The following is a 17,059-nucleotide window of genomic DNA, read 5'->3' as shown; positions in this document are numbered from 1 at the left end:
CCGGTGGGCACCGTCACGGCCGGAAGTCGTCCTGGCGCGACGTGCACCGCCCTGCGCATCCCTTCGGATCCCGCGATCCGATCCGAAGGGAGGTCACGGCCGCCGCGCGCCGGTCCTGGCGTCGACGACATACCGGCCTCCCACTCGGCTCGCTCAGCTACCGTTTGCTACCAGCGCTCTTGCGGCTCCTGCCCTGTGACACAACGTCTCTCGGTTCAGGCCGTGTTGGCGCCGGCCAATGTCCGTGTCCACGCCTACTGCAACCTTTCTCATGTCCGCACCGTGTGTGCGGACCGCGCGACGACCAATGGAGTGCACGTTGAGGACGACGTTCCGTTCTCGTATCACCGCCCGGCTCGGGCGCACCTATCTGTCAAGGATCCAGAAGTACGGGATCGGTTCCTCCACGATCAGGCTGCTGCCCGAAGACCTGCTGATGCTGCTGCGCAGGGATGGCCTGGACCCGGTGGACGGGCTGGCCGGGCTCCGGGCGGAGGCGCCGGTGTCCAAGGTCTCGCTGCCGTTCGGTATGGACGCCTGGGTGGTCACCGGCTACGAGGAGTCGAAAGCCGTCCTGGGATCGGCCGACGGGTTCAGCACCGACTTCGCCCACCTCGCCACGAACGCGGGCGTCGCAGCGGAGCAGAGCCCCGGCGGGCTCGGGTTCAGCGATCCTCCCGTACATACGCGGCTGCGCCGTATCCTGACCCCGGAATTCACGATGCGCCGGCTGCGCCGCCTCGCCCCCAGGATTGATGCCATAGTCGAGGAGCGCCTCGACGCGATGGAAGCCCGTCAGGGCCCGGTGGACCTGGTGCAGGAGTTCGCGCTGCCGATACCCTCCCTCACGATCTGTGAGCTGCTCGGTGTTCCTTACGGGGACCGCCAGGACTTCCAGCGGTTGGCCATGGACCGCTTCGACCTCTTCGGTGGGACGACCGCCCCCTTCGGTGCCATGTCGGAGTCGCTGGCGTACTTCAGGAATGTGGTCAAGATGCAGCGCGAGCAACCGGGCGACGGCCTGCTCGGCGTGATCGTGAAGGAGCACGGCGACAGCGTCGACGACGAGGAACTCGCGGGCCTCGCCGACGGCGTACTCACCGGCGGCTTCGAGACGACCGCCAGCACGATCGCCCTCGGCTCTCTCGTGTTGCTTCAGAACAAGGACGTCTTCGAGCGGATACGGACGGACGACGCAACGGCCGCGCCGTTCATAGAGGAGGTGCTGCGCTACCTCTCCGCGGTGCAGATCGCCTTCCCACGGTTCGCCCGCGAGGACATAGAGATAGCGGGGGTGGTCATTCCCCGGGGCGACATGGTGCTCTGCTCACTGAGCAGTGCCAACCGCGACACGGCGTACGTCATGGACGACGGACACTTCGACCCGCACCGCAACACCTCAGGGCATCTCGCCTTCGGATACGGAATCCACCGCTGCATCGGCGCCGAACTGGCGCGTATGGAACTGCGCTCCGCCTACCCGGCCCTGACGCGGCGCTTTCCCCGGATGCGCCTCGCCGTCCCGCCCCAGGAACTGGCCTTCCGCAAGCTGTCGATCGTCTACGGCATGGAATCGCTGCCGGTGCATCTGCGCTGAGGGGCGGCACACCCCACCCCCGAAGCACTGGCACACGTCACCAGAGCCGGCCCCCAAGTCGCCCTCGACCACGGTGTCGTGCCCTCAGGCGTCCGGCCTCGGTGACCTCGGCCGACAGCGCGGCCCGGATTGCGTTGTCCATCCCACTCCTCGCATGACGACAGCGGGCCGTACACGGGTCGGCCCCCGGTCGTCGGCGCTGCGCAGTCGCCCGACTACCAGGTGACTGTGATCCGCTGAGGACTACGGGATGTGGTGCCCCGTCGCCACTCCACTCTGTCGGCGGGTTGCGCCAGCCGGAGGCCGGGGAAGCGGGCGGCGAGCCGATGCAGGGACAGTTGGAGTTCGAGGCGGGCCAGCCAGGCGCCCAGGCAGTAGTGCGGGCCGGCGCCGAACGACAGGGTGGGGGCCTCCAAGGGTGCGAACAGGTCGGCGAACTGCCGGGGCGGGAACACACCGGGGTCACGGTTGGCCGTGCCGCAGTCCGCGAGAACCACCGAGCCCGCCGGGATGGTCACGCCGCCGACCTCCGCATCGGCGGCGGCGTGGCGCGCGGTCCCCCGGTCGTCGCCGAGCGGAACCAGGTGCAGCAGCCGCTCGGCCACCGCCGCGGCGGCCTGTTCGTCCGCGCCGAGACGGTGCCAGCTTTCCGGCCGTTCGCCGAGCAGGTAGAGCAGGGAGTTGCCGAGCATCGTCATCGTGCTGTCGTGTCCGCCCACCACCAGCCCGCATACGAGGTCGACCAGTTGCCCCTCCGGGATACCACCCTCGTCATCGGCCGCCCGGACGAGCACGCTGGTCAGATCGTCGCCCGGCGCGCTGCGCCGGGCGGCCAGCAGCGCGCTTCCGAAAGCTGCGAACTCCGCCAGCGCCGACTCCATCTCCTCCTTGGGGTGGGAGCCGTCGGAGAAGGCGTACTGAGTCCAGTGGCGCAGCCGTTCCCGCGCCGGGGTGTCGAGACCCATCAGTCTGCTGATCACCTCTACCGGGAGCGGAAGGGTGAAGCGGGCCACCAGATCCACTGGAGGTGTGCTGTCGGCGAGTGCGTCCAGGCGCTGCTCCACGATCGATGCGATCCAGGGCCGCCAGCGGGCGACGGCCCTCGGCGTGAACGCACGGCGCAGGGTGCGACGCAGGCGCAGATGGTCCTCGCCGTCCTGGTTGAACATCAGGTCGAGGCTGCTCACCAGACCGGATTCGCCCGACAGGGCCGGGGCGTCCGGTGCGTGGAGCTGTGCACGTCCGAATCGGGTGTCGGTCAGGACCATACGTACGTCGGCGTACCGGCTCACCAGCCAGGCCTGAGTCCCATCGGGTAACGCAACGGGCCTGGGCGGTCCAGGTGGATCGAACCTCAGACGGTGCAGAGGGAGCGACGGCGGGCCGGTAGTCGCGACGGTGTCGTCGGAGCGGGGCAAGGATCCTCCTGGCGCACGGATACGGAAGGGGCTGCGGCTGGGCGAACGAGCGGATGGGCAGAGGGCAGGCGGACAGGCCTGAAAGAGGAGTCGGGGAGGACAGCGGTCAGAGCTCGACCAGCACCTTGCCCCGGCTCGCTCCCGTGTCCTTGTAAAGACTCCGGTAGGCGTCCGGAATGTTCTCGAAGCCGTGGTGAAGGGTGTGCCCGCAGCGGACCTCACCCCGCCGGATCCTGCCGCCGAGCTCATCGTGGAGCGCCCGCCAGTTCTGCTCGGTGAACCATTCCAGCGAGAAGATGCCGCGCACGGATGTGCGCGGGAACATGATGTACGGCAGCAGCCGTGGACCGGTGGCCTCCCGGCCGACCTGGGTGGCCCACTGCCAGCACACGGCCACCTGACTGCCGACGTTGAGCATGGAGAAGACGGCATCGGTCACCGTGCCACCCAGATTGTCGAAGTACTTGTCGACTCCGTCCGGTGCGACCCAGGTGAGGGCTTCCCGCACCGCTTCGGCGCTGTCCTCGTGCCGGTAGACGACGACCGCGTCGAATCCCAGCTCGTCGAGGTAATCCGCCTTCTCCGCCGTCGAAGTGGTTCCCACCACGCGGGCGCCCGCAAGCTTGGCCAGCTGGCCGACCAGCGAACCGACGGAGCCGGAGGCACCACTGATCACGACGGTGTCTCCCGAGCGGACCGACATGAACTTGGTCAGGGTGCCCCAAGCCGTCATACCGGGACCACCCATGACACTCAACGCGGTGGGGAGCGGAAGCTCGTCGTCGAACCAGCTGGGATCCAGGCGGCGGAAGGCGGGAAAGACCATCGGAAACGTCCCGGTCTGCCAGGGGGTGGCCGCGCCGTTACTGATGAGATGGGTGCGCCAGCCGCCGAACCCCTGCACCAGATCACCAGGGCGGTGGGCCGCCAGCGGACCCGCTTCCAACACCTCCATGATCGAGTCGGCGCCCATGTGCGCGCCGAGAGGAGTGTCCAGCGCGATGCCCTGGAGATAGGGGTCCACCGATACATATCGCGTCTTCAGCAGCATCTCGTCCGGTGCGAGGTCGACGTCGAGATCCTCCTCGACCAGCCCATAGACCCTCTCCACGTCGGGAACGCCGTCGATGTGCTCACGTACCACCCATTTCCTGGCCCTCATCCCATTCCCTTCCTCTCCACAGAAGACAAGCGGCCCTCCATCACGGACTGTGCGTCTGGTCGGGGCCCCACCGGAACGACCAGATGGGTGGGGGGCGGCCCGCTGTCGTCGACGGACGCGGTGAAGGTCCGGCCGTCGTCCCGGCAGATGAACTGCATGACGTGCCGGCCTGCCGCGGCTGCGCGGATCAGGCCGCCCGTCGTCGCCCATACACCGGACTGGTAGAAGTTGCGCAGTCCCGGCAGACCGGGGCCGTGCTTCTTGATGAGCGTCTCCAGCGTTTCCCCGCTCTCCACGAAGGGCTGCCAGCCGAGCACCGTGCCGTCGTAGTTGCCCGTGTAGCGGACCTGCGTGAGAGGGGTCGACACATCGCGCACGGCGATCGCGTCCGCGATGCCGGGGTGGCGCCGTTCCAGAAATGCCACGAGTACGTCGCGGGCCTGCCGCTTGGCCGTGTAGTACCCGCGGCCGTGGCGTACCGGCAGCGTGTGGAGTTCCTCGCCGCCTCGGGTCCGGGTCACCTGCTCCGGGCCTTCGTCCAGGGCTCGCCAGGGGGCGATGTCGCAGAAGTAGGTGACGTACGCGATGCTCGTCCCGCGTGGGGAGAGTTCCGGGTAATGCCTGCTGCGGAACTGGACGTTGATGCTCGGGTGCCGAATGCCGGTCAGGCCGGCTGCTTCCGCTTCGTCGAGCAGGTAGGTCGTACAGGGGTCGGCGTCGGAGAAGTCCCGCCGGAGGCCGAGGAAGAGTGTGAAGTATCCGGGGAACACCATGCCGGGTTCACGGATGGTCCTGGTGTAGAGGCGGCGGTACGCCTCGTTGAGGTAGCGGCCACCGAGCAGATCCATCATCGTGGTGCGGCCGTCGCAGGCCGAGACGACGATGTCGGCGTGCAGTTCGCTGCCGTCGCTCAGCCGTACCCCGACTGCACGGTCGTCCTCGATCAGCACCTTTTCGACCTTGGCGTTGTAGGTCACTTCGCCGCCGAGCTTGCGGTAGCGCTGCTCGATGGACTCGGCCAGTCCGAGCGATCCGCCCTCTGGGACGCCCGCGGAGAGGTTCGCGTGCGAGGCGAGCTGGAAGTGGAACGGCAGCACCGGGAACGCCGGATGCTTCTCGTACAAAATGAAGTTGAACGCCTCACGCAGCAGGGGTTCCTTGAACCTCGCCGAGTAGTCGGTCATCAGTACACTGATGGATTTGCGCACGACATTGAAGTACGGGACGAAGGAGGCCAGCATCCGCCATCGTTCCAGCGTCGGCATCAGACCGACCGGCTTGAGGAACGGATAGACGGCGAGACATTTACGGAAGGCGCGCAGTTGCTTGCAGAAGTCCCGGATGAGAGCGGAGTCGGCGGGCGAGATGTCCGTCAGATGGGCCTGTAGCCGGTCGGGGTCGGAGTAGAAGTACACAGCCCGGCCGCACCGGCCGCGCACGACGTTGAACACATCGAAATGCCGTACCTCCTTGCCCTGCAACGCGCCCAACTCCAGCCAGATCTGGTGCATCTCATTGCCGGGTCCGCTGCCGAGGAGCCAGCTGACACAGGGATCCATGGTGAAGTCGCCGCGGTCCCAGGCCGTGCAGCAGCCGCCCGGCAGTTCATGCATCTCCAGGACATGGGTGCGATAGCCGTTCATCCGGGCGTAACAGCCGGTGGACAGACCGCCGAGCCCTGCGCCGATGATGATCATCGACTGTCGTTCGGAACGCGACATGAAGCTGCTCTCCTCGGTGTTCACGTGCGGGTGTCCTCGCGCGCGGACCATCTGTCGAGCTGCGGCAGCCGGCCCAGCTTCCCGGGATGCCATGGCTCGGCCCCCTGGCTCTCGGTCGCCGTGAACCCGCGTCCCAGCTCGTCGCAGAGGTACTGGATGACGAAGCGGCCGGTCGACGCGGCACGGATCAAGCCGCCCATGCCGACCCACTGCCCCGCCATGGAGAAACCACGCAGGCCCGGCAGGCGCATGCGGTCCTTGCCCACCAGCTTGGCCGCGATGTCGTCGGCCTCGGAAAATGCCTTCCAGGCCAGAATGGAGCCGTCGTGGTTGCCCGTGTAACGCCGGGTCGTGGCCGGGGAGGCGACATCGACCAGCTCGATGCGCTCGGCCGTTCCCGGCAGGCGGCGTTCCAGGAAGTTCCGCACGAAGTCGGCCACTTGGCGCTTCTTCGCCCGGTACTCCTTGCGGTCGACGGCGCGCAGTGCCTTCCAGTAGGCGAAGTCGCTGAAGTAGGTGCAGTGGACCACCGATCTTCCCGGCGGGGCGAACCCGTCCGAGTACTGGGAGCGCAACTGGACCACCAGACTGCTCTGGAGTGCGCCGGGCAGTTGGGCGGCGTCCTCGGGAGAGAGCAGGTACGTGGTGCTGTGCGCCCGGTCGGGGCCGAGGTCGCCCCGGACCCCGACGAAGGCCGAGACCACCGCGGGGAACAGGGTGCCAGGACGATGCAGCAGTTCGTTGTAGAGCTTGTCGATCCGCGGCCCGGTGAAACGGCCCTCAAGGAGACCGTGGATCGTGGTGTGGCCGTCACAGGCCGAGACGACATGGTCGGCGTAGTACCGTCTGCCGTTGCGCAGTTCGATGCCGATGGCACGCCCGTCCTCGACGATGATCCGTTCGACCCGTGCCCGGTAGCTGATCTCACCGCCCAGCGTCTTGTACCGCTCCTCGATCGACCGGGCCAGTCCCAGCGAACCTCCTTGCGGGAAACCGGCGTTGTGGTGATGGGCGCTGGCCATGTTGAACAGGTAGGGGAGCAGCGGGAAGCCCTCCGGGTCCTGGAAGAAGATGTTGCGTAATGCCCGGCGCAGCAACGGGTCCTGGAACCGGTCGGCGAATTGGTGCATCGGTGTCGCCGCCGTCCGCCAGAACAGGCGGAACGCGGGCAGGACGGTGCGTAGCGTCGCCACTCGCTCGCGTACGGTCCGCAGGGCGGGGGCGGTCAGGAACGGGTACAGCTCGATGTCGATGAATCGCCGCAGATCGCGGCAGAACGAGCGGATCAGCCGGGCATCGGCGGGGGAAAGATCCAGCAGGTGCCGCTCCAGCCGGTCCGGGTCGTTGTAGAAGACCACCGACCGGCCGGTCTCGTCGACGACGCGGTTGAACATCTCGAAGTTGGTGATGGTCTTGCCGTCGAGCGCCCCCAGTTCGCGCCACACCTGATGGGCGTCGTTGCCGGCGGCCGTGCCGATCAGCCACTCGATGCAGTAGTCGAAGATGTAGCCGTCGCGCGACCAGGCGGTGCAGCAGCCCCCGGGCAGCACATGCTTTTCGAAGATGCGGGACCGCATCCCGTTCATCTGCGCGTAGCACCCGGTGGACATTCCGGCGACACCGGCACCGATCACGATGACACGGGGGCTGCCGCCCTGCTCCCGCTCATCGGCACTCCACACGTCACCCGCGTCACCAGCCATCGGTGCGGCCCTCCTGGAGGATGCCGCGCACCAGCTCGGCGTTGCGGGCGACATGCTTGGGGTCGAGCATTTCGGCGTGGATTCCGGAGCCGCGCAGCACGCCCGTGGCCGTGGTGGAGCTGCCGTGCCAGGTGCCGCGTGCGTCCGCGGCGTAGAGCGCTGTCTTCTCCTCGTCGGTGACAACGCTGACTGTCGCGGACACCACGCCGAGGTTCGGTGTACGGCCGCAGAACGCCAGGTACTCCGCGGCGTGGTCAAGGGTTTCGCGGGCGACGATCTCCGACCCTGTGTGTTTGAGCAGGTGTTCGGCCAGTTCCGCTTCGAAGAACTCGAAGTGTTCGCGGCCCGGGACATAGGGCTCCAGGATGCGGTGCGAGTCCAGAACGATCACATGGGCGACGTCGCGTCCCCGGCCTTCGAGCTCCTTGGCCACCTCGAATGCGAGGTTGCCGCCGAGGGAGTAGCCGAGCAGCAGGCATCTGCCCTCTGGCCGGAGGGATTCGACGAGGTCGGCGTAGCGGGCCACCTTGTTCTCGCCCGGTACGTAATTGAACGCGATCAGCCGGTACTCGGGCAGCTGGGCGGCGAATGTCCGGTAGACGAGTCCGTGGCCGCCGGCCGGTGGGAAACAGAAAACTGTCGGCTCCCGGTCGCTGTTGAAGCTCAGGCAGGGCAGGTCGTCCCAGCTGCCGCCGGTGGCGAGACGCTCCACTGTCGCGGCCATCCCGTGCAGGGTCGTGACCCGGTACAGCAGGCTGACGGGGATGCCTACGCCGAACTCCTGCCGCAGCCGGTGGATCAGCTCGATCAGCTTGATGGAGCTGCCTCCTGACTCGAAGAACTCGTGCGTCAGGCCGACCCTCTCCAGCCCGAGCAACTCCTTCCAGTGCCGGGCCATGCTCTCTTCGAACGGTGTGCCGAGCATCTCCTCCGGCTTGTCGTCGGCATCGAACCGGGGTGTCGGCAGGCCGGCAACATCGACTTTTCCGTTGGCGGTCAGCGGCAGTTCCGGTAGGACGATGAAGTGCGAAGGAACCATGTACGCGGGCAGCAGACCCGCGAGGTGCCTACGCAGCGCGCGCCTGTCCAGCGCTGCTCCGTCCTCCGGTACGCAGTAGGCGCAGAGCGCATCCTCTCCCCTGGCATCGGGGCGTACGGTGACGACCGTCCGGGCCAGCTGCGGCCACTGGGCGAGGTGTGCCTCGATTTCGCCGATCTCGATCCGATGGCCGCGGAGCTTGACCTGGTCGTCGACCCGCCCGAGCAGATGGACCCGGCCGTCCGCGTCCCAGCGCGCCGCGTCGCCGCTCCGGTAGAGACGTACGGGTTCAGCCCCCGGCTTGCGGCTCAGTGTCCGGGTCACGAATCGCTGGGCCGTCTGTGCGGGGTCGCCCGCGTAGCCGAGTGCGACGCCGTCGCCACCGATCCACAGTTCGCCCGGCACACCGGGCGGCACGGGCTCGCCGTGCCGATCGAGCACATGGAGCGTGCTGTTGCTCAAGGGGCGCCCGATCGGCACCGTCCGGCCGGGTTCCAGGTCGTCGACGGGCCCTTCGAAGCAGGCGCTGTCGATGGTCGCCTCGGTGACGCCGTAGGAGTTGATCAGACGGGTGTGCGGTCCGCACAGGTCGCGCAGCCGTCGGTACTCCCCGGTCTTCCACGCGTCGGACCCGACGACCAGCAGACGCATGAAATCCATCCGCAGGCCCTGGCGTTCGCAGTGGTCCATGAGGCCGCGTACGACAGCGGGGACGAACTCCGCACAGTCGACGTGCTCCTCGCGCATGGTCCGGTACAGGCGTTCGGTGTCGAAGAGCAGATCGCGGTCGACCAGGACCAGATTGCCGCCCGAGCACAGCGCACGCACCAGGTCACCGGTGAAGACGTCGAACGACGGGGCCGCCATCTGGAGGTGAACCCGCACGTCACGGTCCAGCCGGTACTCCTGGAGCCAGGCTCCGTACGCCGAGGCGAGGTTCCGATGGCTGACCCAAACGGCCTTGGGCTGCCCGGTGGAACCGGAAGTGTGGATGACATACGCAGGTGAGTCGAGGTTTGCCAGGTCCTCGGCTCCGGCCTCGGACGCCCGCCGTCCGTCGGCCTCGGGCGCCGCCTCGTACAGCTCGCGCAGGGTCAGCGTCTCTGCCGGCAGTCCTGCCATCCGGTCCCGGCAGGCCTCGTCCTCGACGACGACGAGGGTGGCGGCCGCCGTCCGTACAGTGTGGGCGACGCGGTCGGCCGGGTGGTCGGGCGGGATCGGGAGATAGGCGCCGCCGGCCTTGAGCACCGCGAGCAGCGCGACGACCAGGTCGGACGACTTGTCCAGGCACAGCGCCACCACCGAGCCGGCTCCGGCCCCCAGCCCCCGCAGTCGGCGGGCCAGTTCCCCGGAGAGACGGTCCAGTTCCGCATACGTCAGCCGAAGTGCCGTCCCGTGACGTGCCGGGACCGTGACGGCGACGGCGTCCGGGCAGCGGGCGGCGACCGCGCTGATCAGCTGATGCACCGGGCGGATACCGTCCGCCTCACGCCCCTCTGCTCCAGGAGGCAGGGCGGCGCGCCCGGCGCCGCTCCACTCACTGACCAGCCGCTCTCGCTCCTGTGCGCCCAGCATCTCCAGCCGGGTGGTGAGGTGATCGGCCGGTGCCCGGGTCATGCTGTCGAGCAGTGTGGTGTAGTGCGATGCCATCCGCCGCATGGTCTCCGGCAGAAACAGGTCCGTGTTGTACTTGAGAACGCAGTGGAACCGATGCTCCGACTCGTCCTCGTAGACGGACAGAGTGACATCGAACTGACCCTCTTCCTCGGGTAGTTCGATGTACTCGAGCCGATAGCCGTACTGCTCGGTGGCGACCTTGTGGGTCAGCAGGATGAACATGGCCTGGAACACCGCGGAGCGGCTGGGATCGTGCTGGAGCCCCAGCTTGTCGACCAGCAGGACGAACGGGTACTCCTGGTTGTCGAGACCTCCCAGCACGGTCGTACGGACCTGTTGCAGCAGTTCGGCGACCGAAGGTGCGCCGGACAAGTCCGCGTGCAGCGGGAGCGGGTTGACGAAGTAGCCGTAGACGGAGGCGAACTCCTGCTCGGTCCGGCCGGTGACCGGGCTGCCCACGATGACGTGGTCCTGACCGGAATAGCGCTGCAGCAGCACGTAGTAGGCGCTGAGCAGCACCATGAACGGAGTCACGTCGTGCTCGCGGGCCAGGGCGTGAACGCGGGCGGTGAGAGCCGTGTCCAGTACGAAGAACTCCGAGGCCCCGTTGTGTGTCTGCACGGCCGGTCGGGGCTTGTCGACGGGCAGTTCCAGGACCGGCACCTCGGCCGGCAGATGCGAGCGCCAGTAGTCGAGCATGTTCTGCGCCGCGGGGCCGGCCAGGAAGCGGTTCTGCGCGTTGAGGAAGTCCAGATAGCGCGCGGTGACCGGCGGCAGCGAGGGCGCATGGCCCTGGCGCAGCCCCTCGTACACCGCAAGGAGCTCCTCGATGAAGGTGAACGTCGAGATCGCGTCGGAGACGATGTGATGAACCGCTTTCATGATCACCCAGCGGTCGTGACCACGCTTGAAGAGGCGGAAGCGGAAGAGCGGGTCACGCTCCAGGTCGTACGGCCTGCGGTACTCGGCCACGATCGTACGGTGGATCTCCTCCCACTCCTGGTCCTGAACGTCGAACAACGCGATGTCCGGGCTCCGGTCCGACGACACCAGCTGCAGCGGCAGACCGTCCACCGTGACGAAGTTGGTCCGCAGCGCAGGGTGGCGCGCGACCAAGCAGCGGACGGCCTCGAACATCAGGTCGGGGTCGAGTGCGACGCGTACCTCGACCGCACCTCCGATGTTGTACGCGTAGCCCTCTGGGTTGAGCTGCCTGAGGAACCACAGGGCCTTCTGGTTCTGCGTCAGCGGATGGCACAGCTCGTCCTCGAAGACCTCCACGGCCGCCGTGTCGTCACCGCGGGCTGCCAACGCCACCGACTCGGCCAGGGCGTCGTGGAGCTGTGCGCTCAGTTCGCCGGCCGATGTACCGCTCAGCAGAGCCACCACGGGGGGAGCGACGCCGAGCTCGGAGCTGAGCCGGGCGCGCAGCTCCATCGCCAGGAGCGAGTCGAGTCCCAGCGCGTTGAGGCCGGTCTGCGGATCGATCTGGTCCGGGCTCGTCCGCAGCACCGAGGCGGCCACTGCGGTGAACCGCCGGGTCACCAGGGCGAGGCGTTCCGGCGCGTCCGCGTTGCGGAAAGTGGCGAGGATGTCGTCACTCGTGCGGTTGACCGTCGCGGCCGGCGCCGTCGCCGCCAGTTCGGCCACCAGCGAGGGCGGCGAGGCGTACCAGGACAGGAACACCGGCCAGTCGACGACCGTCGCGACGAGCAACTGTGCCCGGTCCTGGCCGATGACGCGTTCCAGGACCGCCATGCCGACGTCCGGTGGGAGCGAGCTCATCCCACGGCTGTGGAGGTAGTGGTCGACGAGCCCCAGCTCCTCGATCATTCCGGTGGCCCACGGTCCCCAGTCCACACTCAGCCCTGGTAGGCCGAGCGCCCGACGGTACTGTGCCAGCGCGTCCAGGAACGCGTTCCCGGCTGCGTAGTTCGTCTGACCCGCCGTGGTCATGAGCGAAGCGATCGAGGAGAACAGCACGAAGTGGTCGAGCGGTTCGTCCCGAAGATGCCGGTGCAGCAGATAGGCGCCGACGGCCTTGGGATCGTGGGCCTCGGCGAACGTCCGGAGGTCCATGTCCGCGACAAGTGTGTCGCGGACCTGCCCGGCCAGATGGAACACCCCACGGACCGGCAGCGGGTCGGTGAGCCGGTGAGCTTCGAGCCAAGCCGTGAACGCGGCCTCATCGGTGATGTCGAGCGGTGCCAGGACGACCCGTGTGCCGAGCGCCTCCAACTCCTTGACGAAGGCCGCGGCGCGCCCCTGTGCAGTGGCGGGATCGAGACCGCGCCAGGCGGAGCGCTCCGGCAGCGCGGTACGTCCGATCAGGATCAGGCTGCGCGCCCCACGCCGTACGAGTGTCCGGCAGAGCAGCCGGCCGAGCGCCCCGAAAGCTCCGGTGACAAGGTAGTTCGCGTCGGCGCGCAGACGCAGCGGGAGGGGTCGTGTCAGCCCTTCGGCCCGCCGCACCCGGCTTGTGAAGCGGCCGGCGCCCCGCAGCGCGATCTCCTCCTCGTCATCGGTCAGTACCTCGCGCAGCAGCGTCTGTGCCTCGTCCTCACATCCCTCGTCTCCCTGCCGGCGGGGATCCAGATCGATGAGCTTGCCGCGGTGGGAGAGCAGCTCCTGGTGCCTGAGCACCCGGCCGACTCCCCACGCGGGCGCCCCCAGAGGTTCGACGGTCTCGCCGGGCTCGACGTGCTGCGCGCCGCGGGTCACGATGTGCAGCCGACCGCCGGCCTCGTGGCGGAGCAGCGTCCGGGCGAGCGCGATCAGTGAGTAGGCCCCGGTGCCACTGTGCCGTACGAGGTCCTGCCGCGAGGCCTCACCGATGTGTGGCACGTCGAGATTCCACAGATGCACGATGGTGCCGAAGGACGGCCGCCCGGCCTCACTGTCGTTGCTGTCCGTGCCCAGGTCGCCGAAGAGCTGCTCCAGGTCCGCGGCGGACTCCGGGGCGACAGTGAATTCCCTTCCGTCGTCCCCCTTCTTGTACGAATCTCCCGGACGCACAAGGTGGCAGCGCTCTCCACGCGCGGCGAGCAGGGCGCTCAGGGCGTCGCCGATGCCTTGCCGATCGGCGAACACCAGCCAGTCGCTGCTGGTGGAGACGGCGCTGTCGCAGTCGGTCTCGTTCTCGGCGGCGTCGAAGGGCCTGTCGATCCAGACGGTCTCGGCGAGCCAGGAATCAATCGTGCCGAGTCCGACCGCCGTGGACGCCTTGTCCACGTCGGCTGCACGGAAACCAGCGATCCCGCCCAGAGGTTGACCGCAGTCCCCGTAGATGTCGATGTCCCCGACGAGCTCGTCCCCGTCGCTGCGGGTCACCGTGGCATGCACCCAGATCGACTGGTCTCCCACCGGGGCGAGGCACATCTCGTCGATCGACAGGGGCAGGCGGATACCGGAGGTCTGCCGGTCCGCGAAGTCGTCGAGGAGTTGCGTCGTCAGCAACGACTGGAAGCAGGCGTCGAGCAGCACGGGATGGATGTGGTGTCGGGCCGATTCGTCACCGATGACCGCGGGTGGTCGGAGCCGGGCGAGCACCTCACCGGAACCGATCCACACCTCTTCGATGGCCCGGAACTCGGGGCCGTAGTCGTAGCCCAGGGCGGCCAGCGCCTCATAGCACTCCTTGCCGGCCAGTCGGCGCCGGGTACGTGTCCGGAGGGCGGCGGTATCGACAGGGGGGCCGGCCGGGCGTGGTTGTCCGGAGCGGACGACACCGCTGGCGTGCACCGCCCGGTCGGCCTCGCTCTCCCCTGCCGAAGCGATTGTGAACGCCGCGTTCTGCGACGAGAGCGTCAGACGCACAGCCCGTTCCTCGCCCTCGGGCAGGAAGAGCGCTTTGCGGAATTCGATGTCCGCCAGCACGACATGGGTGCCGCCGGTCAGGGAGCGGACCGCCTGCGTGGCCATCTCCAGGTACCCCGCTGCCGGAAAGACCACGGTGGACTGGATGCGGTGGCCGTCGAGGTAGGGCAGCCGCTCGGTGTCCAGTGTCGTGTGCCAGGTCGGTTCGGTGTGTGTCGTGCGGCGGCCCAGCAGAGGATGGTCGGCGTGGCCGAGGCGGACTTGAGCCACGGGGCCGGGCTCCGTCCAGTAGCGGTCGCGCTTCCACGGGTAGCGGGGAAGGGCCACCGGAGTGCCCACCGGGTGCAGGGTGTCCCATGCAACGGGGACACCGAGGTTGTGCAGCTCTGCCAGCGAGGCGGCGAAGCGTTCCGGTTCGTTCTCCTGTCGGCGGATCGACGGAAGGGTGCGTACGGCCGTCTCCCGGCCGTCGAGGCACTCACGGATGGAGTGGCCGAGCACCGGATGCGGACCGATCTCCAGGAACAGCCCGTACCCGTCGTCGGCGAGGCGGTCGATGGCCGAGCGGAAGCGGACCCGGTCGCGGACGTTCTTCCACCAGTAGCCCGCGTCCAGCTCGCTGCCGTGCGCCGTGCCCTCCTGACCCGTCAGATACAGCGGAATCGTCGCTGCCCGGGGGTCCAGCCCGTCCAGTGAGGCCAGCAGTTCGTCCTTGATCGCCTCCATGCCCGCGCTGTGGTACGGGACCTGCACGGTCAGGAACTTGGCGAAGATCTGCTCGGAGCGAAGCCCGTCCGCCAGTTCGGCCAGCGCGTCCCGGTCCCCTGCCAGCGTGACCGCCGAGGGGCTGTTGACCGCGGCCACGGACACCCGGTCCCCGTACGCGGCCGCCCGGAGCTGTGCCTCCTTCTCGGGCAGACTCACGGCGAGCATCGTGCCGGTCCCGGTCAGCTTCTGCTGGAGCCGGCTGCGATGTACCACGATCCTGACCGCTTCCTCCAGGGTGTAGACCCCCGCCTCGTAGAAGGCGGCGACCTCGCCGGTGCTGTGACCGACCACGGCGTCGGGCCGGACACCGTACTGACGCCACATCGCCGCGAGTCCCACCTGGAGGGCGAAGTTGGCCGGCTGCGCAAGCCATGTCTCGCCCATGCGCGATCCGGCTTCGTCGGCCGTCATCTCCTCGATCAGAGACCAGCCCGCAAGCTTGCGGACGGCCACGTCACAGCGGGTGACCGCATCCCTGAACACCTCGTCGCCCTCGAACAGTTGGCGGCCCATGCCCCACCACTGCGGCCCCATTCCGGTAAAGACCCAGACCAGGCGGCGCTGTTCGACGTCGAGCTGCCTGCCGTGGATCACCCGGGGGTGCGGTTCGTCCCGCAGGAAGGCGGCGAGTCCCTCCTCCAGATCGGCCCGTGAGGAGTACACGACGGAGAGCCGCGACTCAAGGTGCTGGCGGCGGCGTGCAAGTGTGTATCCGAGGTCGGGCAGCGACACCTCGGGCCCGTGGACCCCTGCCAGCTCACGGTGGATGCCCGCCGCCAGCTCCGGCAGGGCGTCCGGGGTCCGGGCGGTCAACGGAAGGAGGTTCCAGGCCCGTTCGCCGCGCGTGTTCGGCTGTGCTTCGCGCTCGGGTGCCTGCTCCAGCACGACATGCGCGTTCGTGCCGCCGAAGCCGAACGCGTTCACTCCGGCCCGTGCGGGGCCCTCGTGCTCGGGCCAGTCGGTCGGCTCGGTCGGGATGCGGTACGGGGAGGACTCCCGGTCGATGGCGGTGTTGATCCGCTCCAGGTTGATGTGGGGCGCAATACGGCGGTGTTTGAGGCAGAGAACGGTCTTGATCAGTCCGGCAATGCCCGCTGCCGCTTCGGTGTGCCCGATGTTTGCCTTGACGGACCCGACGTAGCACGTGGCGCCGGGTCTGCGGCCGACGGCCAGCGCCCGGCTCAGCGCGTTCGCCTCGATCGGGTCGCCGACAGGCGTCGAGGTGCCGTGCGCTTCCACATACTGCAGGGCGCCGGGAGTGATGCCGGCTCCGGCGCAGACGCGTTGGATGAGGGCGACCTGGGCGTCCGCGCTGGGCACGGTGATGCCATTCGTGCGGCCGTCCTGGTTGACCCCCGTGCCGAGGATCACTGCGTGGATCGGATCGCCGTCGCGTACGGCGTCGTCCAGCCGCTTGAGCGCAATCATTCCGACGCCCTCGGCCCGTACATAGCCGTTGGCCGTGGCGTCGAACGTACACGAGCGGCCGTCGGGCGAAAGGAAGCCGCCCTTCGTCTCGGCGATGGTGTACTGCGGTGCCGCATGCAGCAGAACGCCACCGGCCAGCGCGAGATCGGTCTCCCGGTTGTTCAGGCTCTGGCAGGCAAGGTGCACAGCCACCAGGGAGGAACTGCACGCGGTATCGATCGACAGGCTGGGACCTCGGAAGTCGAAACAGTGCGAAAGACGGTTCGAGACCATCGTCATCATGGTGCCGGTGGCGGTGTGCGCGGCCAGCGAGGCAAAGCTCAGGTCGGAGAACTGGAGGATCTTGTAATCCAGCGTGAACGCGCCGACGAATACGGCGGTATTGCTTCCGGCAAGCTCCGAGGGGCGCTGACCGCCGTCCTCCAGCGTTTCCCAGGCCACCTCCAGCAGCTTGCGCTGCTGAGGGTCCATGTGGTCGGCCTCACGCGGACTGATGCCGAAGAAGCCGGGGTCGAACTCGTCGAAGCCGTCGATGTATCCGCCTCGGCCACCGATCAGGCGTCCGGGTTTCTCCTTGTATCTGCTGCCGAGCGTCGTGACGTCGTAGCGGTCCTCCGGTGTCGGTGTAATGCAGTCCTTGCCGTCCATGAGGTTTTGCCAGTACGTGCGGTGGTCCGATGCACCGCCGGGCAGTCGGCAGCCCATGCCGATGATCGCTACTTTGTCGCTCACAGAGGCACTGTTCACGTCGGGCAAGGTTGTACTCCTCAAGTCGTGGCGCAGCGGCACG

The 17,059-nt window shown here is 68.1% G+C and carries 6 protein-coding genes; 1 reads left to right on the top strand and 5 read right to left on the bottom strand.

What is annotated here, in order from left to right; genetic code table 11:
- Positions 1-307: 307 nt before the first annotated feature.
- Complete coding sequence (locus ACH4EW_RS26250) at positions 308-1,597, top strand: cytochrome P450 (RefSeq protein WP_398260884.1); 1,290 nt, start codon at positions 308-310, stop codon at positions 1,595-1,597.
- Between the two features lie 215 nt (positions 1,598-1,812).
- On the opposite strand, the gene ACH4EW_RS26245 is transcribed toward ACH4EW_RS26250, so the two are convergent.
- From ACH4EW_RS26245 to ACH4EW_RS26225, 5 genes are all read right to left on the bottom strand, one after another.
- Positions 1,813-3,015 carry a cytochrome P450 gene (locus ACH4EW_RS26245; protein ID WP_398260882.1) on the bottom strand — a complete coding sequence of 401 codons (1,203 nt, stop codon included), beginning with the start codon at positions 3,013-3,015 and terminating at the stop codon, positions 1,813-1,815.
- Positions 3,016-3,121: 106 nt separating this feature from the next.
- Complete coding sequence (locus tag ACH4EW_RS26240) at positions 3,122-4,177, bottom strand: MDR family NADP-dependent oxidoreductase (RefSeq protein WP_398260880.1); 1,056 nt, start codon at positions 4,175-4,177, stop codon at positions 3,122-3,124.
- Entirely contained in the window at positions 4,174-5,898 is a 1,725-nt protein-coding gene (locus tag ACH4EW_RS26235; protein WP_398260878.1) for a phytoene desaturase family protein, read from the bottom strand. The genes ACH4EW_RS26240 and ACH4EW_RS26235 overlap by 4 nt, the downstream gene beginning before the upstream one ends.
- A gap of 20 nt (positions 5,899-5,918) precedes the next feature.
- Positions 5,919-7,601, bottom strand: coding sequence for a phytoene desaturase family protein (locus tag ACH4EW_RS26230; protein ID WP_398260876.1), 1,683 nt, complete (start codon positions 7,599-7,601; stop codon positions 5,919-5,921).
- Positions 7,591-16,974: an amino acid adenylation domain-containing protein gene (locus ACH4EW_RS26225; RefSeq protein WP_398260914.1), complete on the bottom strand. Its 9,384-nt coding sequence runs from the start codon at positions 16,972-16,974 to the stop codon at positions 7,591-7,593. Before ACH4EW_RS26225 ends, ACH4EW_RS26230 begins: the two co-directional genes overlap by 11 nt.
- Between the last annotated feature and the right edge of the window lie 85 nt (positions 16,975-17,059).

The organism is Streptomyces sp. NPDC018000, from assembly GCF_044328025.1.
In the GTDB taxonomy this organism is placed as follows: Bacteria; Actinomycetota; Actinomycetes; order Streptomycetales; family Streptomycetaceae; genus Streptomyces.
This window is presented reverse-complemented; position numbering and strand designations above follow the sequence as displayed.